Below are 18,072 nucleotides of genomic sequence, written 5' to 3'. Positions count from 1 at the left end.
CATAAAAATTATGCTAACCCATAACCTATTTAAGCGCTCATCATACTTCATACCCAAATTGACGTAATCTATTTCGACATATCTCTTTTTCTGACTCTGTAAAAAGTTCTGCATATTCCGGTTTTAAAACATGGACTTCCACTGACAAATCGAGTCTTTTATGCTCACACAATACCCAAAATCCATCCGTTGCACGATCCGTTGATATTAACTGTTTTGCAGCTTTAACACCGCCTTTTTGTGCAACCAGTTGTAGTAACCTTGAAGCCGAATAATTAAGATCCTTCTTTGCCGTTTTATAAATGTTCAGCATATCCGCATGAAACTTATTCGTCACGGTATCCATTGTCCATCCTCTCGATGATGCTCCAATTGTTCAGGTGATCCGTTACATCAATTGTATCTTCACGTACCTCCACAGCCTTACCGTCTTGAACAGAGAAATAAAGATGTAACTCATTACTTGCATTCAAACGATTGTCTTCATTATACATGGCTATTTCATTTGGATCATAAATGAGATAATTCCAGTTGCCATCCAAATCAACCAAAGAAAACATACATAAATCAACATAGTTACCAAGAACCTCATCAATCCTTACTACATGCCAGCCATGTTCGGAATTGCCCGAACGATCTGGGAAACTCTTACTATGGTAAAATTTTATAAGTAATGGTCTGTTTGTGTAAGATTTAGAAACTTTAATTCCACTGCCTTCATTTCTCTTTGCTTTTTGTGCGAAATAATCTGGGAACTTCTCAGTGATTATTTCGATGGCCTTTTCCCTTGCCTGAGAGCGGGTAAAAACCTCTAAATCATCAACTTCATCTTCAATTACTTCATTTTCTTCTTCGAACCTCAATGCAAATTCGTTTTTAACATACTCCATCTCAGTCTCCAGTGATTGCACTCTACTAAGAAGTTCAACAATTATTGTATCGTAATTCATTTTTCTCTCCTTAATCTTATTTTATTTTATCTTATTCTATCTCAGCCATAATGTCAATGATAATTTGAGATAAAATAGTTTTATCTCAAATTATCTCTTTTGATAAAATAAAAAGACAACCGTAAAGGTTGCCTCGATATGTTCATCATCGATGACTGTTATTCTCTGTTCTGTCTTTTTAAAGCTAGGGCTGATCTCTATTGGCCTATAAATAATAACGCTCCACATTTTGATCACATTGACCTATAACAACGACTGGCCAATATTCCCTAAAATTTATATCATTTTCCTGCGACTCTTGCCATGCTTCTTCATAGCTCATTATTCTGCCATTGCGCTTATAACGAAAATTCACTGCTTCGATTGAACCGTAATACGTAATCTCGCCATCTTTAATTTCCATGTAGCATTCATAATCATAACACTCACCCTCGTTGCCTTTTAACATTGAACTGTTGGACCACATCATTATCGGTTCAGAGGGAGCCTATTGTAGCTTAAAAGAAAAAGGACTCTTATAGGAAGAACAATTGAAGAAATTAAAAAAATCCAATGCTATTTTATTTATGGAGGTAAATATGAACACGAATCAAGAAAACAATGGTGCCAATGAAAAAGGCACTGATTTAACGGTCAAGATTAATAAGGAATTCATTTTGAGAAATATCAGCCTGATCCTTTCGATTGCTCTGGTCCTGTCTCTTTTCACAACCTTTTGTGTGGTCAATTCCAGCGAATACGGCTATGGAAATGACCTTGCTTACCGGGTTCAATGTTCTTTTGGGTTCGGAATTTACTGATGGCACCTATGTTTCCGGTGGTTTCTTTGGTCTGATCATGGTTTTGGCACCCATTTTTCTCATTGTCTGCAATTACGTGAAACAACTGGCCAACATTAAAAAGCTCATGCTTTTCTTAGCTCCTCTTGCCGGATTAATTGCCACCTTCATTGCTGAAAAAGCGATTGCAGCTGGGCTCAATGTTTCTGCATCTGCCAGTATGGGGTATTACCTGTACCTGATTATTTCCATTGCTATGATCGCTGTGGGATTCCTGCAGTACCAAAACATTCCCTTGAGCAAGAATGGGGTTTTGGAATATGTCAGTAAAAATATAGAGAAAAAATAGACCTAAAGATAGACTTTCCCAAAGGCTGATTGGTCTTTGGGAAGCTCTATTTTTTTTCATCTGAATCAATCAGTCATCTGAAAATAATATGGCTAAGTTTATAACGCAAAACCCTACTGTTGATTTTATCTCTAAAAATTTATAATGTCTTTATTTAATCAAAAATTATTCTACTTGCAATATTTTGTATATTTTCAATATGATCGGCTTCTAACCTAGCTTTCTTTTTTTTCTCATCATCGAGACACTGCAAACGATACTTCTCAAGTTCATTGGCTTTATCAACCGCCAGCAATAATGTTTTATGATGGTACTTTTCAACTTCCTCAATTGTTGTTCCATCAAGGATAATTTCATCTCCAAATATCCCTGCTATATCTGGTCGGTGCATGGTTGTGAAAGAAGAAGGACTAACCCATGCTGAAATGAAAAATTTGCACCACATACCGCTGGGATAATCTGACAATTTAAATGGTATTTTGTATAACGCACTACCTCGTGTTCCATTCATTTTTGGTAGGGTAACTTTATCTACAAGTATCCCTTTGATTTTAATATCTACATAAGTTTCAACAATTGCTTTTTCTATATCCAGTACATCATATCCTGGTGCTGTCCCTTCAGATACGGATTTAGCAACCTTTTTTGTGGTAGGCTTTTTATTTTTTTTGTTCAAAAGTGTTGTTACCAGGTTATTGTACCCATTTTTCAAATACTGATCACCCAGTAAGTCAACACCTAACCTACCTTGCAACCATGAAGGTGCAGCAGTCTCCCAATTACCTTTGCGAAGGACCGGGATAAATTTATTTTTGTTTTGTTGCACAAATAGTTCGCCTGTAATGATATCTCCCTCATATCCGACCCCCCCAAGACGATTATCAGATTTCTTTTTATACTCGGGGGTACAGATAATCAGGACGAAATCATTTTCTCGAATGGATGTTTCCATATATTGAGGTAATTGGTCTCCAAGAGTTAAATCCCACTGATCAATTGAAATTTGAATACCTTCTTCCTGAAGTTTAATGGCAAATTCTTTTACCCAATTTTTATGTACGTCATCTTCCCATGAATATGAAATGAAAACCTTTGGAATGACTGAATTCATATAATCCTCCTCTTGAATCTTATCTTTTCATTGATTTAGGTTGAGTAACCCTTAACACTTATACCACTTATCCACATTCAGTGTTTCTGATGTTTTTTTTGCATTTCTTTTATTCATCACAGGACTCTGCGGTATTTCCAAATAAATATTATGATATATACAATCGAAAAGCTCTAAAAAGTTGTCATAAAAGTCAATAGCCTCCCCATAAATATCATCAAACGAAAAAGACTCTTCAGTATAAGCATAATCTTTACCTCTGAATTCTTCTCCGTTATTGTATTTAATATTAATTAGCCCATTTTCTACACCGTTGATTTCAATTTTTCCTATCGATTCCAAGGGCGAGTCTGAATCATAAAAATCCATAACAAATTCTTTCTTTATCTGATTTTGTTTTAATCTTGTCAATTCTTCGATTTGTTCCAGACCATCTATTTTCAATTTGAGATGTGAATCAAATTCTTTTAGTTTAATCGTACTTCTGTGTTTCATATCATTTGCTACTGATCTTACTGTAAATGGTTTCGAATCACAATACATATATGAATTTTTAAAATCCGTAATTTTTTCGCCAAGAATCTTCTGTTTACAATCACTTGCCTCCCTTAATAAAAAATTTCTAACCTTCCAGATTTTACATTCACTCTCTAATTTTTCAACCCATCCATCAATATTTCTTTCAATACTTGAATTCTCACCAAGTCCGATTCGATAGTAAAACCATGGAATTTGCAGTAACAGATCAAATGAATTATTCAAATCAATCAGTGCATGACGTAAATGGGTTCTTCTAATAATTTGGGTTTCAACACTATCTTCTTCATACTCATCAATATTTGAAAATGTCAGCGCAATACTAGCATCGCCAAGAGACGATAGAACATCCAACATCTTTCTTATTGCTATCCTGCTATCATATCCAGGAATTTCATGGTAGTATTCTGGTGGAAATATTTCCTCTAAATGACAAATTTGTTTCATTTTTTATTCGCCTCCAGTAACAATTTAATTTGATTCTTCTTGTGTCTGTTCTATTTCAATCACCAATACACTTTTTTTGCAATCCAGTCAGTTTTTCTTTGCCCAGTTGTTTTATCATAAAACTCGATTTCGTAATAAAGTGGAACTCCAGCTTCAATTACAATTATTTTCTGATCTTTTTCTGAAATAGCCATTGTTTCAACTTTAACATTTGGCTCACTACGAATTGTTGCCTTAGTCTTAGTAATCGCATTTTACATAGTGGACATCATAAATGAAATGACTTATTTTAAAGAAAACCCTATCCCAGTCCATTTCTCCACATTGCATTGTCCCTCTTGATTTGCCCCAACAGCAACTACTGTTCCATCAGATTTTAGGCCGACAGTGTGGTCTCCTCCCACGGTTGAAATGTCTATAATACCTGTCCATTCCCCCACATTGCATCGTCCGAACTTATTAGATCCAACAGCAACCACCGTTCCATTTGATTTTAAGCCTACGGTAAAGTCAGAGTCGGGTGAAATGCTTATGATATCTGTCCACTTTTCCACATTACATTGTCCAGCCCCATTGGATCCAACAGCAACTACCGTTCCATCTGATTTTAGTCCAAAGGTATTACTATAATTAGCTTTAATACCTATTACATCTCTCCATTTTTCCACATTGCATTGTCCAGCCTCATTGGTTCCGACAGCAACTACGGTTCCATCTTCTTTAAGTCCAACTGTGTATCGATAGCTGGCTGAGATGTCTTCAATATCTGACCAGTCCTCCACATTACATTGCCCGTCCTCATTTAAACCAACAGCAATGGCTGTACCATCAGATTTAAGACCAACAGTGTTTCTATCAGTCGCAGAAATGGCTTTGATATCTCTCCATTTTTCCACGTTACATTCTCCATACTTATTAGCTCCAACAGCAACAACTGTCCCATCTGATTTGAGTCCAACAATATGTCCACCGCTCACAGAAATAGCTATGATATCTGTCCATTTTTCTACATTGGATTGCTCATCCTCACTGTATCCAACAGCCATGACCGTACCATTAGATTTTAATCCAATGATATTACCATAAGTAGTTTTAATGCCAATGATATCAGTCCATTTTTCCACATTATATTGGCCATACTCATTAGTCCCAACCACAACGACTGTTCTATCTGAATTTAAACCTACTGTATAACCATTGCCGGTGGCAATGGTATTTAGATATTTTTCATTAATTTGTTTTAAAAAATCTTCGGTATCTTTGTAATCGCCAAGGGAATTAAGTAATAGTTTTGCTTCTGAATATTTTTCCTCAGTCATCAAATTAATTGCTTTATCATAATTTGATGACTGTATTATTGGGGGCATTATTACAGTTGTTACTATAATTATTATACTAACAAGCACTGTAACAATTGGAATTATGATCTTAGTATACTTTCTTATTTTATTTTTTTTAATTATTTCTTTTTCTTTCTGAATCTCTTCCTGAACTTTTTTTTCCTCAGCTAGTTGTGCATTTTCTATTCGTTGTTTCTCTGATAGCTCCTCTTGTTTTTTATTGTATTCTTTTAATTTCTCGGTTAAACCAATGATGTCGGTATTTTTAAAAATCCATTCTTTATTCATTCCACAGTAAAGGCAAGTCTTATCTTCATTGTTATTAGGATACCCACATGAGCATTGCCAATATTCATCCTGTAACACGGGAATGAATTTTATATTCTGGGATGAGACTCCAGACATTCCAGACAATTCAAATTCCCTTTTACATTGAGAAAGTAAATCAGATCCAATTTTTTCAATCGATTCTTGTTCCGGAAAGTTAACTCCTATTTCTTGAGCATCATTTCTCCACACTTCTTCATTGGTAAATACCACTTTAGTGAAAATTATTTTTACTTTTCGTGTATTAGGTTCGATCAAAATATTGGCTTGATTATCTCCAAAGCTATCCTGAGGTTTTACTTCTAAATCAAGATAAGCAAACTCCTGGAATTTACTTTTTATTATTGAATCGTTTGCAGCATCATACATATAGGCTGAGATGCTTAAAAACTTAATAGACTTCTTTGAAGCATTTTTTAGTCTTAACCGTAGGATAGTAGTATTATTCACGGTATCACTCAACAAAGCCCCTTTTTCAATAGCAACAGGGCACCCTAAAATAAAGGTTTCTTGAACTATATCGGATAAATGTTTATATCTTTCGTTTGCCATGATATCTCCAATCATTCAAAAGTTGTTACCATTGTGGTAAATCATCTGCTATTACTGTTTTTCTTTCTGTTACCACTTCTTGTTTTGTTATTCCTATTTTTTTTATTTCTTGAATTAACTTGATCCGTTCTTCTTCTCGCATTTTTTCTGAAAGTGGTAGACCCGCGACATAGATCATTGCGAAGATTCCAAAAAAGAATCCAGCAAAGAAATAACCATTTAGACCAACTTCTTCACTATAACCTTTGTTTTTGGCAAGAGATGCCGTTGCCAACCCTGTACCAACACCGATGCAGATAAGTATTAATATTAAGATGTATAAACCAAACATTGTAATTTCTCCCCTCTTTTTTTATCTATTTCATGTTAATGCTGAATAGACATAATGTCAAGTTATGACTCAATGTTGAACATGAAAGGAAACTTAACGTGACAAATACCCTCAAAACGAGTTGATATTGTTTCAATTCAAATGGTGAAATAAGAGATTCTTCACTACGATGTCATAAGGATAACCATACCGTTGCAGGCAGCCGGGTTGGAATTTTTTTGAAGATTCAGATCAGGTGCAGTTAATTGTCTGTTGTCTTTTACTTATTTCACTTGTAATAAATTTACTGTTAGAATTGTATTGTAAATTGACCATTATCTATTTTAATAATCCTTTTATTATCAATTAACTTTCCAATACTAATTGCATCCCTTGCATAATGAAACATCTTATGGTGATTTGCGCAGAGAATGATAACGTTTTCCTTTGATTGAGAACCATCATCAGACAGCATCTTTATGTGGTGAGCCTCGCAATAATCATTTCCATTATCCATGTGAAAAGAATATCCACATAATTGACACTTGTATTCATACTTTTGTTTTAATATTTTCACAATTTTTTGATATCTTTTTATTCTAATATTAGTAGTCTCTTTTGTTTCTTTCTCTGGGATATCTATATCCTCTAATAAGTCAATTTTTATTTGTTTATTTTCAACAGAATCATTCCATAATTGCGATTTGCCATTTCTATTAACATATAGATTTAATACTTCTTCTATTTCATATGTTTTGAATACTAAATTCTTCATTTTCCCCTCTACACTTTTTACAAGCTAAATGTTTTTTACCATCTTTTTTAAATTGAACTAAAACCCACTCTTCGCTTATTGCTTCAACATTATTCCCACAATAAGGACATTCTAAATAGCCCTTTTTCTTAACCCTAAATTTTTCATTGATAGTTCTATCGTTAAATATTTTTTCTATTTTTGCATTAACCATTGTATTTGAATTATTATCTTCAAGTAATTTCATACACATTTCGTTAGACTTATCAGATAATCTGGCAATAGTAAACATATCAAGTCCTTTGTCGAGTAATTCCGAAATTCTTCTTATCACAAATAAATCTGCCGACTGTGTTCCAATACAATCTTTCATAATCTTAAAAAAAACATCATACTCCTTATTAGAATATGGTTCTCCGTTATATTTGATAAATAATTTACTTTCCTGTGCTGTGCAGAAGCTTAAAACATATTTTCTAATTTCTAAATACATTTTTAAAAGGCCAATTAATTCTTCATCAAGAGGTAACCTAATTGCGCTATCTATTGTAAGTACACCATTTTCTATATCCAAATCTTCCAACTTTAATGAAATAACGATTGAATTTCCAAGTGCAAATTTCATTATTAATTTTATTGGAATAATTGATACAAAACGATAATAATTTTTTGGTTTTTTAATAGCTCCGGCTTTAAATCCGTCATTATAATTTTGAATTCCATCATATATAGTGTCAACGCTAAAATTATTCCGTAAAAAATCATTTATACCTTCATTTAATTTTTCATATTGCTCGTCAGTAGCACAACTCTTGTTTTCAGTTTCTTTTAATGATGAAATGATTTTTTTTGCCTTTATAAAAAATTGATTCTTCAGACCGATATCCATAAATATTTCATTTTTTATTTCGTAATCATCCATAAGCATTTTAAAGAAGCGTGTTACAAATGAAATGTAATTATCTCCCGTTATTTGTGCGTTGACAGGATAATTTTCGATATAATAGTTCAAACTTTCAATTAAATCATCTACACTAAGCAGAGAAAAATATTCATTGTCAAACTCTCCGTCGTCATCAGAAACGCCAAACTTTTCGTATAAGTATTCAATAAAAGCTCTTATTTTTTTATTTATTTTTGTATTTTTGTATTCTTCTAAATTAAAATCTTTCATATGATTCCATCTCATTTTTCTTTCCTATAATTATTTTTGCAACAAATCTCCTTCTTATTTTCTGAATATTTCTTAAGTGAGAGCTGTCGTTCCGTTTAACGGGTGCCACACCTGCAAAGTATAGTCTGATTAAAAGTATCCTTATAATTTTTTCTTAAAACCCAAGATTTAATTTTAGTCATTTAACTACTCCATGATGTATTTCAATTTTTAATTACCATCTTAATGAGATATAATCAATTTTATTAATGTTAGTACCAATTGTATCAGAAATTTAAAATAATTAAAGACATTCCCCTCACTTTTTGTTTTTAAACACAAAAAACCTGCTACATAACGTAACAGGTTTCTATCTAACATCAATGTTGATGCGTAGTTCTTGGTGGCGGAGAAGGTGGGATTTGAACCCACGCACCGCGTAAACGGCCTATACCCTTAGCAGGGGCACCTCTTATAGCCACTTGAGTACTTCTCCAAAGGTAATAATGTTTGTATTTCTATTCAATTTTTCTCAGCATTTGATGGCCGAGAGGGTGGGATTCGAACCCACGTGGGCTTGCACCCTAACGGTTTTCAAGACCGCCCCGTTGTGACCGCTTCGGTACCTCTCGATATTCAAAATGCAAGACTAATTCTACCAAGGAATAGAACCAAAGTCAAGCGTTTTGAAAAACTTTTTTTTATTAATCGTTTATATATTGAAATTCCCTGGGTTTTAGTCCTTATACTCTAACAATCCAGTTTAAAGTGTCCTTAATATGACCACTTTGCACCCCATAGAGGGTGTCATAGATCTTTTGGGTATACTCACCAATCTCGCCATTATTAAAGGTCATTTCCTTATCCTGCCAGCCTAAGGTGCCAATGGGTGAAATCACCGCGGCGGTTCCGGTTGCAAAGGCCTCTTGAATCTTTCCCTGTTGATGAAGCTCATAGAACTCGTCAATGGTGATACGCCGTTCGACCACGGTTTCGCCCCAGCTTTTCAATAGCTCAATCACGCTTTTTCGGGTAATCCCACTAAGAATCGTGCCTTCTAACGAAGGTGTGACGAAAACCCCATCGATTAGAAAAAACACATTGCTGGTGCCGACTTCTTCGATGTATTGTCGTTTCTCGCCATCCAGCCATAAAATCTGCTCATAGCCTTTAACATGGACCTTTTCCTGAGCCGCCAGTCCCCCGGCATAGTTACCGCCGCATTTAGCTTCGCCGGTCCCACCGCGAACAGTTCGGGCGTATTCGTCTTCGACATAAATTCGACAGGGGGCCAGTCCGCCTTTGTAATAGGATCCGACCGGTGACATGATGATCATGAATTTATAGGTTTGCGATACCCGCACACCAATAAAGGGGTCGGTGGCAAAAATGAAGGGTCGAATGTAAAGGGAGGTTCCCGGTGAGGTTGGAATCCAGTCTTGATCCATTTTCACAAGCGTCTTCAGAGCATTCATTACAAATTCCTCATCGAGCTGTGGAATGCACATCCGCTCATTTGAACGATTCATCCGTTTGAAGTTTTCTTCAGGCCTGAATAACTGGACCTCTCCCTGTGGTGTTTTATAAGCTTTTAAGCCCTCAAAAACCTCTTGGGCATAATGGAGAACCATCGAGGACGGCATCAACTGTATGGGGCCGTAGGGCATTATCACAGGGTCATGCCACCCCTGTCCTTCTGTATAGTCCATCACAAACATGTGATCTGAAAACGTTACTCCAAAAGCAAGTTTTTCCGCTGCCTGCTTTTCTTTAGGCTGTGTTGTTTTAATAATTTTAATATCCATGTTTACCTCCGTAATCCATAGTAAAACCTTTGTTAATTTTATCTCATATATAAGTATAACAAGCTTTGTATACAAAATACAAGTGTAAAGTTCCAGAATAATGTTCTTTGTAAATACAATCATCGGAATCGATTATTCTTGCCAGTTAAAATTTTAAGCAATAAAAAAACGATGGCTTTTACGCCATCGCTTTTGGATTAACTTAATTCATTATAAAAATCTCAATATTTTGTCTTCCCCATTGGACGCATTCTTCCTGGGTGTTCATATAAATATCGATGACACCGTTGGATACTGCGCCCCCGCGATCTTCGACAGTGTAGATTCCGCCAAGGGCTGGAATATACACCTGGGTTCCGAAGGGTAGTCCGCTGCCTGCGGCAATGGTTCGTCCTGCTTCGGGCATGGTTCCTGATGCGGTCCCATTTCCGGTGGCGGTATAGGCGGTGGCACTGACGGTCATGCTGCTCTTAAAGCCACTTTCCTGGTTAACAGTTGCTTCGCCGTTACCGGCCGCACTTGCTTCAACATTAACATTTCCGGTTGTGGATGTCACTTGAACAGACTCAGGCATTTTGATGGTTGTCGCCGGTCCTACTTCAATAATTTCTTCCACTGCCGGGGTAATCACGTTACTGGCCAGAACTTCTTTTGCGACCTCAACACCATTTTCGTATCGAATGCGTTCTTTCACATTGCTCAGTCCATTTTGACCAACCTGAACCACCGTCCGACTTCCAATGGGAAGAGCCGAGTTTTCTTTAATGTTGGCTGTCATCGGAATGACTTTATCATTGGCAGACTCCACAACATTTACCCGGATCACTTTAATATCTCCGGTTTGAGTTGTAATCAGAGTTTTGCCCTCCGGTTCAACCCGGTCATCGTCATCGAGTTCAATGTAGTTTTCTTTCAGTAATCCGCTGATATCTTCAGCACCGGTAAGAAAAGCAATGGTTTTCCCATCAACGATGAGGTTTCCTGAAATCTTTTTCTCAATTTCCACGTTAACAACATCTTTTAAAAGTGTTGTCAACGGAACGCTGGTTTGATACTCAGCGCCGGCCGGCAGGTCATTCTCAATGAGAACTTCCTCTAAGGTTTGAAGTAATTTTCCTTTTGCCACGTAATCTTTACCTTCGACTCTGACTTGGATGTCTTTTTCGATGGTAAAGGCACTGGAAACCCCGACAACCAGGAGCAGGATTAATGCAATGAATCCGATCCTTATGCCAGGGTATTTCTTAAGGAAACCCTTTGATTTTTTTCTATTTTTCATAAATAATACCTTTCAATTCGTCAACACAAATACAACATATAGATACATATTTGTTACACCAAGTTTACCACCTTGACCATTTTATGTCAAGGATAATATGAGTTGCGGGGAGGCATCTGGTGACCACTTCCCATTTCTCAATCTTGATTTTCCGCATTCCTATGCTATAATGGGGGTATCTACTAGGTTTTTCAAGCTATATTTTTTTTTGTGGGACTTTGGCACTAATTGATGAAATTGGCTTCCGATACCTGTTCTATACAATAAAAACACAACAGCATCAAGCTATAAGCAAAATAAAACTGGAGGCACTATGCTCACTACCGAAAACAAAACCCAGCTCATTACCCTTCTCCAAATTGAGCTCCTCACTTGGTTTGAGGGGTCTAAACGGGACCTGCCCTTTCGCCGGACAAAGAATCCCTACGCCATTTGGATTTCTGAAATCATGGCCCAACAAACGCAAATCGATACGCTTATTCCATATTATACCCACTTTATTGAATTATTCCCAGATGTGGCTGCTTTGGCTCTGGCCACCGAGGATCAGGTCATCAAGGCCTGGGAGGGTCTGGGCTATTATTCCCGGGCTCGGAATCTTCACAAGGCTGCTAAGATCATTATGAGCGATTATGATGGATGCATGCCAGATACCTTTTCCGGTCTCATTAAGCTGCCGGGAATCGGACCTTACACCGGCGGTGCCATCGCCAGCATTGCCTTTAATGAAAAGGTAAGTGCGGTGGATGGTAATGTCCTGCGGGTCATCTGCCGTTACTGCAACAGCTTCATGGATATTGGTGAGGCCAAAACAAAAAAAATCGTGACTCAGTGGGTTGAAGCAATTCTGCCTGAAGCTGCCGGTAACTTTAATGAAGGCCTGATGGAACTGGGGGCTGTTATCTGCACCCCTCAAAGCCCCAAATGTCTGGTCTGCCCGGTACGTCTGGGCTGTCAAAGCTTTGCCTGTGGCACCACCGGGGAGCTGCCAGTGAAAAAGAAAAAGCAGAAGCAGGTTCGCAAAGAAATGGAGGTGGGGATCTTAAAGCATCAGGGCGAGTTGTTCTTTGTCAGGCGTCCCAGCTCAGGTCTTTTAGCTGGGATGTGGTCCTTCCCCATTGTGGAAACTACTACTGACACCGGGGTGGACATAAAAAGAAAGCTCGAGGAGTATTTTCCTGAGCTTTCTGATCCGGTTTTCATTGGTGAGAGTCGGCATGTTTTTTCCCATATTATCTGGGAGATGAAGCTTTACCAGTTTGAACTGCCATCTGGGGTTTTTGAATCCCCGGAATCCTACACTTTTGGCAAAGACAAGGAAACCCTTCCGATAAGGACTCAGTTTAAATCCCTTGACGCCATTGATGACCTGGCCCTGCCGGTGGCCTTCTCCAAACTGTTAATCCTTTTATAACCGCTGCCTTCGTTCCCGTTATGGGGATTATCAATTGATAATCCCCATAACGGGATTTTTTTTGCAATTATCCGTTGCGGTGCAACACCCGATAAGGCACCCTTTTAACGATGGCGCTCGACTTCGAAGCGACTCAGAATAATATCGGTTTCTTCTTCCGGGATACCGGCCTTGGATCGTGCAATGGCAACCTGTTCTTCCGGGGTGTTGACACCTTCAAGATCCGGCAATAAAAGCCCCCGATGCAGATCTTTCTCAACAATCACACCGTATTTTTTCACATCCAAATCGGCCAATCCCGTTACCTGTTCCGGTACACCGAGAATATCGACCTTGATTTCCAGATCCATCAGCTCGGATTCCTCCACCGGTAAAAACCGGGGGTCATAGGCAGCGGCTTCAATGGCGTTGCGAATGATTTCCTGGGCAATATTTTCGGTGACCGGTCCAGTGGTTCCAATACAGCCCCGGAGCTCGCCATTTTTATGAAGAGATACAAATACTCCGGCTTGTTTTGTCTGTAGTTCGGTGAGGATTTCCGGGTCAATGTCCACCTGATCTTTGTAATTATCAAAATTTAATTTGCGCCCCCGCTGAACCCAGGAATTAATGGTGGCCCGGGCCAGTCCGGCGATGGGTCCTTCACTGGAACGTCTTTCTTTATAGGAGATGATCTTATCCTTTTCGTAACGCTTGGTGAGACTGGGAACGGTTCCTTCTACCAGGGAAATATAGGCTGATAAATATCCGACGCCAAAAGGGCCCTCATAGGAAAAGACTTCGGCTTCGGTTTCGAGACCATCCACGGCCCCCAGTCCCATGACGATCGGACGCAGACCACATTGTCCGGCGGGCTCATAAACCTGGTGGGGAATGGTTAAAATGGAATAATAATCTTTTTTCTCAATGCCCGAAATAATATTCTCGTCAAACAGCGCACCCATGGGATTAAACTCATAGGGTCCTTCGGTTTTAAGGCAATGGGACAGATCCGCACTCACTAAAATCATGGCGTCGGTGCCCTGGGCTTCAATGGCTTCACGGATGGCACCACCCATTTCGTACAGCTCAATCAGACTGAGCTCCCCAATGGTAATGTGCACAATTTTATAATCCCGATAATATTTGTCAATGAAGTACAGTGGCACAAAAACACCGTGGTCGAGGTTGAGTTCAATCTCATATTCCTTGGCGATGGACTCATTTAAAAAAATCGTATGACACTGGTTTCTTGCAAACGCAAGATTCAGTTCATCCAATAGACCCATATCACATTCTTTTGCCATGAAAACACTTTCATTTCCAAATTTTTCCATGGTTCCTGTCATTTGCGGCTCATAAACCACCGCGACCCCATCTCTGAATACATTGCCATGGGGGGTAATGCAGACAATCGTTTTCGGTTTTATTTCTGCCACCTTCAGGGCCAGATTTCTTAATCCTCTGGTGGTTTTTTGGGCGTCATCTTCCCGGCCTTGTCCAATTTCCGGGATTAATGCCGGCGGATGAGAGGCAATTCCGATACCTTTTAAGTACATATATTCACTTCCTTATTATCATTTTTATTTCACGTAATTCTTCTTGTCATATTTTATGCTATCACACTTTAAAAAACAATGCTGAAAACAGAAAAAAGAAAGACGCTCCGCCCGCAGGAGAAACGCCCATTTCATAATCGGAATTATTTTAGGCTGTATAATGAATCCAACCCGTCATACTCCGCCAGGTTTCCCAGATGTTCTTCGATACGGATGAGCTGATTGTATTTGGCCACCCGATCGGTTCGTGATAACGCCCCGGTTTTAATCTGGCCGGCATTAACCGCAACCACTAAATCGGCAATGGTCACATCCTCGGTTTCCCCGGAACGATGGGAAACCACAACCGTATAGCCGGCCCGTTTGGCCATTTCAATAGCGTCCAGGGTTTCTGTCAAGGTTCCGATCTGGTTTACTTTAATCAGAATGGAATTGGCAATTCCTTCATCGATGCCGCGCTGGAGGCGTTCAGTATTGGTCACAAAAATATCATCACCAATAAGCTGAATCTTTTTACCCAGACGATCGGTCATCATTTTCCAGCCGGTCCAGTCCTCTTCATCCAGTCCATCCTCTATGCAGATAATGGGGTATTTTTCAATGAGTAATTCATAGAAATCCACCATTTCAGCCGCTGTTTTTTTAAGTCCTTCACCGGCCAGGGTATAGGTATCGGTTTCTTTATTATATAGTTCCGAAGCCGCCACATCCATGGCCAGGGAAATGTCTTCTCCGGGAATATAACCGGCCGCTTCAATGGCCTGAACAATTACCTGCAGGGCTTCTTCATTCGATCCCAGGTTCGGTGCAAAGCCGCCTTCGTCGCCAACTGCGGTGGCCAGGCCCTTATCACTGAGCACTTTTTTCAAGTGATGATATACTTCCGCGCCCATCCTAACTGCTTCTCTAAAGGTTTTCGCGCCGACCGGCATAATCATAAATTCCTGAATATCGACATTGTTATCGGCATGCTCACCGCCGTTTAGAATATTCATCATCGGTGTTGGCAGTATTTTTGCATTAACCCCACCCAGATAGCGAAACAAGGGTAATCCCAGTGATTTTGCCGCCGCATGAGCCGTGGCCATGGAAATACCCAGAATGGCATTGGCGCCGAGTTTGCTTTTGTTGGCGGTGCCGTCCAGGGCAATCAGTGCTGCATCCACACCGACCTGATCGGTGGCATCCAGGCCAATAATATATTCTGCCGCATAGGCAACATTTTCCACCGCTCTTAAAACACCTTTACCCATATAGCGATCCGGATCCCCGTCTCGCAGCTCGACGGCTTCAAAGGCTCCGGTGGATGCCCCGGATGGCACAATGCTTCGGCCCATGGCCCCGCCTTCCAGATAGACATCAACCTCAATGGTCGGATTCCCTCGGGAATCTAATATTTCTCTTGCAATAACATCGTCAATAATTGATTTCATTTTATCCTCCTACTTAAATGGTATCTACTATATTATATACACAGCATCTTCTTTTTTAAACATCTTTGAACCACGAAAAAAGGCGCTGAAAAAGAAAAACTTTTTCAGCGCCTTTTTAATTATTTTTCAGGGGCAATCAAAGGTTCGCCTTCCTCATCAATGAGGACAGTAAGACCAGCTCCAAAAGTGTCAAAGTGGTAAAGGTAATTAATACCGGTATCTGTATCTTCAAGGATCTTACACCCGGATGTTTCTCCAAGAGCTTCATTCAATACAATTTTAAATCGATTTTTCTTTGGTTTTTTTGTTTTCATTTTAATCCTTTTCTCCTCTTAAGTTAAGTAGGCCGTCATCATTATATACAATTCGGAGAAAAAAATCAATTTATCAATATAAATTTTTTCAATCTCTCTTTTACGCGAATCGATGATCGACGATCCGAACACTTTTTTTCTCGGACCTTGGCAGGGATCCCATGGGGCTGGCAATGGGGATGATGCTCAAACCAACCCTTGATTTAAATGAATTTTTCACTTCTTTTTCAACCCTGGCCTGATCAACACCAGCGAGAATTTCAAAGCTTAAGAACACACAGTCCTTGCCCTCTTTATGATCCACCGTGGCCAGATACTCACTGCTGACACCATCGACATTTTTTAAAATTTCATCGATTTGTCCCGGATAAATATTAACGCCTTTGACTTTCACCATGTCATCGCTTCTTCCCACGATCCGGTCATGCCTTGGATGCACGGACCCACAGGGACAGGGTTCCGGGATAAACCGGGTAATATCATGGGTCCGGTACCGCAGCAGCGGCGCCCCTTCTTTTTTAAAGGTTGAAATGACCAGCTCCCCAAAGTCTCCCATTGGCACCGGCTTGAGGGTTTCGGGATCGATGATTTCAAAATACAGATAATCTGACCAATAATGCATGCCCTGATGTTCAGGACAGTCAATGGAGATCCCGGGTCCATAAATTTCGGTGAGTCCGTAAATATCAAACAGCTCGATACCCAGTTCTGTTTCGATGCGATTACGCATTTTTTCGCCCCAGCGTTCAGACCCAAAAATACCTTTTGTCAAATGCAGCTTGCCACTCAGATTTTGCCGCGCTACCTCTTCGGCCAATAACAGAGCATAGGAAGAGGTTGATGCCAGCACCGTTGTTTTTAAATCCACCATCATCTGCAATTGCTTTTGGGTATTGCCCGGTCCCATAGGAATAGCCATGGCCCCAAGTTTTTCGGCGCCGGCCTGAAAACCGATGCCGGCGGTCCATAAACCATACCCTGGGGTAATCTGAATGCGGTCCTCATTGGTCATGCCGGCATATTGGTAACAGCGGCTGAACATAATCGCCCAATCTTCCACATCTTTGGCGGTATAGGGAATAATCACGGGAGTCCCGGTGGTTCCCGATGATGAATGGATCCGAACGACCTCGCTGTCAGGGACGGCCTGCAACCCCAACGGATAGGAATTACGCAAATCGCTCTTATCGGTAAAGGGCAACTTTTCAAAATCTGCCATGGTGTGAATGTCCGCCGCAGCCACCCCTGCTTCTTTAAAGCGCTGTTGATAAAACGGACTTTTTTCTTCCAGTCGGCTGACTAAGCCCTGTAAATTTTTCAGTGTTTCCATCGTTTTCTCCTTCTAGTTTATAATGTTATAGGTAATTGCGAAACTGCCATGAGCTTCGCTGCCAGTTTCGCACGAAACAATTTTTACACTCTACGTCGGACACTCTCGCCTCGACGTTACAAAATTGTTTGTGGAAACTGACATCAAAGCAATTATTGTTCGATTCATTAATTTACTTTCCCATTTAAAAACAAAAAACTCATCCTTTTATAGTATTTTCATACTATAAAAGGATGAGTTATATAACCCACGGTACCACCTTTATTCGCAAAATGCGCGCTTAAACTTTTCCAAATGCCATCACATTTGTCATCCGTTAACGTTGATGAAACGTTGTGAAATACTCAGGC

Annotated in this window: 20 protein-coding genes and 2 tRNA genes; 4 read left to right on the top strand and 18 right to left on the bottom strand. The window is 39.3% G+C overall.

Translation table 11 applies throughout. The features are described 5' to 3' along the window. Positions 1–40 precede the first annotated feature (40 nt). From AKG39_RS09560 to AKG39_RS09550, 3 genes are all read right to left on the bottom strand, one after another. Positions 41–346, bottom strand: a complete 306-nt coding sequence (locus AKG39_RS09560; protein WP_050740163.1) for a hypothetical protein — start codon at positions 344–346, stop codon at positions 41–43. Continuing rightward, positions 327–950 (bottom strand): hypothetical protein, encoded by a 624-nt coding sequence (locus tag AKG39_RS09555; RefSeq protein ID WP_050740162.1) that lies wholly within the window; start codon positions 948–950, stop codon positions 327–329. Before AKG39_RS09555 ends, AKG39_RS09560 begins: the two co-directional genes overlap by 20 nt. A 205-nt stretch (positions 951–1,155) precedes the next feature. Beyond that, positions 1,156–1,353 carry a hypothetical protein gene (locus tag AKG39_RS09550; RefSeq protein WP_126981269.1) on the bottom strand — a complete coding sequence of 66 codons (198 nt, stop codon included), beginning with the start codon at positions 1,351–1,353 and terminating at the stop codon, positions 1,156–1,158. A 31-nt stretch (positions 1,354–1,384) separates the two neighbouring features. Here AKG39_RS09550 and AKG39_RS20865 point away from each other — a divergent pair, with 31 nt between their 5' ends. Genes AKG39_RS20865 through AKG39_RS09540 form a run of 3 tightly spaced genes read left to right on the top strand, consistent with a single transcriptional unit; the run spans position 1,385 to position 2,078 of the window. Then, positions 1,385–1,471, top strand: a complete 87-nt coding sequence (locus AKG39_RS20865) for a JAB domain-containing protein (RefSeq protein ID WP_083439489.1) — start codon at positions 1,385–1,387, stop codon at positions 1,469–1,471. 57 nt (positions 1,472–1,528) lie between these two features. Continuing rightward, entirely contained in the window at positions 1,529–1,750 is a 222-nt protein-coding gene (locus tag AKG39_RS09545; RefSeq protein ID WP_152912171.1) for a hypothetical protein, read from the top strand. Next, positions 1,731–2,078, top strand: coding sequence for a hypothetical protein (locus tag AKG39_RS09540; RefSeq protein WP_050740159.1), 348 nt, complete (start codon positions 1,731–1,733; stop codon positions 2,076–2,078). Before AKG39_RS09545 ends, AKG39_RS09540 begins: the two co-directional genes overlap by 20 nt. Before the next feature lie 154 nt (positions 2,079–2,232). Here AKG39_RS09540 and AKG39_RS19340 read toward each other — a convergent pair whose 3' ends face one another. From AKG39_RS19340 to AKG39_RS09490, 11 genes are all read right to left on the bottom strand, one after another. Continuing rightward, the gene (locus tag AKG39_RS19340) at positions 2,233–3,189 is read right to left on the bottom strand and encodes a toll/interleukin-1 receptor domain-containing protein (protein WP_083439488.1); all 957 of its coding nucleotides are present in this window, start codon (positions 3,187–3,189) and stop codon (positions 2,233–2,235) included. A 51-nt stretch (positions 3,190–3,240) separates the two neighbouring features. Next, complete coding sequence (locus tag AKG39_RS09530; protein WP_050740158.1) at positions 3,241–4,173, bottom strand: hypothetical protein; 933 nt, start codon at positions 4,171–4,173, stop codon at positions 3,241–3,243. 59 nt (positions 4,174–4,232) lie between these two features. Continuing rightward, positions 4,233–4,367: a hypothetical protein gene (locus tag AKG39_RS20685; RefSeq protein WP_278277928.1), complete on the bottom strand. Its 135-nt coding sequence runs from the start codon at positions 4,365–4,367 to the stop codon at positions 4,233–4,235. A 90-nt stretch (positions 4,368–4,457) separates the two neighbouring features. Further along, on the bottom strand, positions 4,458–6,407 hold the full coding sequence (locus tag AKG39_RS20490; protein ID WP_242852588.1) for an RCC1 domain-containing protein: 1,950 nt from the start codon (positions 6,405–6,407) through the stop codon (positions 4,458–4,460). Between the two features lie 10 nt (positions 6,408–6,417). Further along, positions 6,418–6,723 (bottom strand): hypothetical protein, encoded by a 306-nt coding sequence (locus AKG39_RS09520; protein WP_050740157.1) that lies wholly within the window; start codon positions 6,721–6,723, stop codon positions 6,418–6,420. Positions 6,724–7,012: 289 nt separating this feature from the next. After that, the gene (locus tag AKG39_RS09515) at positions 7,013–7,477 is read right to left on the bottom strand and encodes an HNH endonuclease (RefSeq protein WP_050740156.1); all 465 of its coding nucleotides are present in this window, start codon (positions 7,475–7,477) and stop codon (positions 7,013–7,015) included. Continuing rightward, positions 7,449–8,630, bottom strand: coding sequence for a site-specific integrase (locus tag AKG39_RS09510; RefSeq protein ID WP_126981268.1), 1,182 nt, complete (start codon positions 8,628–8,630; stop codon positions 7,449–7,451). The genes AKG39_RS09515 and AKG39_RS09510 overlap by 29 nt, the downstream gene beginning before the upstream one ends. A 383-nt stretch (positions 8,631–9,013) precedes the next feature. Continuing rightward, positions 9,014–9,105 (bottom strand) — tRNA-Ser (locus tag AKG39_RS09505). A gap of 47 nt (positions 9,106–9,152) precedes the next feature. Beyond that, a tRNA-Ser gene (locus AKG39_RS09500) sits at positions 9,153–9,241 on the bottom strand. A gap of 111 nt (positions 9,242–9,352) precedes the next feature. Continuing rightward, the gene (locus tag AKG39_RS09495; protein ID WP_050740154.1) at positions 9,353–10,414 is read right to left on the bottom strand and encodes a branched-chain amino acid aminotransferase; all 1,062 of its coding nucleotides are present in this window, start codon (positions 10,412–10,414) and stop codon (positions 9,353–9,355) included. Between the two features lie 202 nt (positions 10,415–10,616). Then, positions 10,617–11,693, bottom strand: a complete 1,077-nt coding sequence (locus AKG39_RS09490; protein ID WP_050740153.1) for a 3D domain-containing protein — start codon at positions 11,691–11,693, stop codon at positions 10,617–10,619. Positions 11,694–12,006: 313 nt separating this feature from the next. Between AKG39_RS09490 and mutY the strand changes: the two genes are divergently transcribed. Next, positions 12,007–13,107: an A/G-specific adenine glycosylase gene (mutY, locus tag AKG39_RS09485; RefSeq protein ID WP_050740152.1), complete on the top strand. Its 1,101-nt coding sequence runs from the start codon at positions 12,007–12,009 to the stop codon at positions 13,105–13,107. 104 nt (positions 13,108–13,211) lie between these two features. Here the strand turns inward: mutY and amrA are convergent, their stop codons facing one another. The 4 genes from amrA to AKG39_RS09465 all read right to left on the bottom strand — a co-directional run bounded on the left by amrA (position 13,212) and on the right by AKG39_RS09465 (position 17,722). Continuing rightward, positions 13,212–14,645, bottom strand: a complete 1,434-nt coding sequence (gene amrA, locus AKG39_RS09480; RefSeq protein ID WP_050740151.1) for an AmmeMemoRadiSam system protein A — start codon at positions 14,643–14,645, stop codon at positions 13,212–13,214. A gap of 143 nt (positions 14,646–14,788) precedes the next feature. Further along, complete coding sequence (eno, locus tag AKG39_RS09475; protein ID WP_050740150.1) at positions 14,789–16,078, bottom strand: phosphopyruvate hydratase; 1,290 nt, start codon at positions 16,076–16,078, stop codon at positions 14,789–14,791. Positions 16,079–16,197: 119 nt separating this feature from the next. Next, positions 16,198–16,392: a DUF6440 family protein gene (locus AKG39_RS09470; protein ID WP_050740149.1), complete on the bottom strand. Its 195-nt coding sequence runs from the start codon at positions 16,390–16,392 to the stop codon at positions 16,198–16,200. A 100-nt stretch (positions 16,393–16,492) separates the two neighbouring features. Further along, positions 16,493–17,722, bottom strand: coding sequence for a phenylacetate--CoA ligase family protein (locus AKG39_RS09465; RefSeq protein WP_050740148.1), 1,230 nt, complete (start codon positions 17,720–17,722; stop codon positions 16,493–16,495). Between the last annotated feature and the right edge of the window lie 350 nt (positions 17,723–18,072).

Origin of the sequence: Acetobacterium bakii (assembly GCF_001263355.1) — a bacterium.
In the GTDB taxonomy this organism is placed as follows: domain Bacteria; phylum Bacillota; class Clostridia; order Eubacteriales; family Eubacteriaceae; genus Acetobacterium; species Acetobacterium bakii.
Note: the sequence above shows the minus strand (reverse complement) of the source record. Positions and strands in the feature narration are given on the sequence as shown.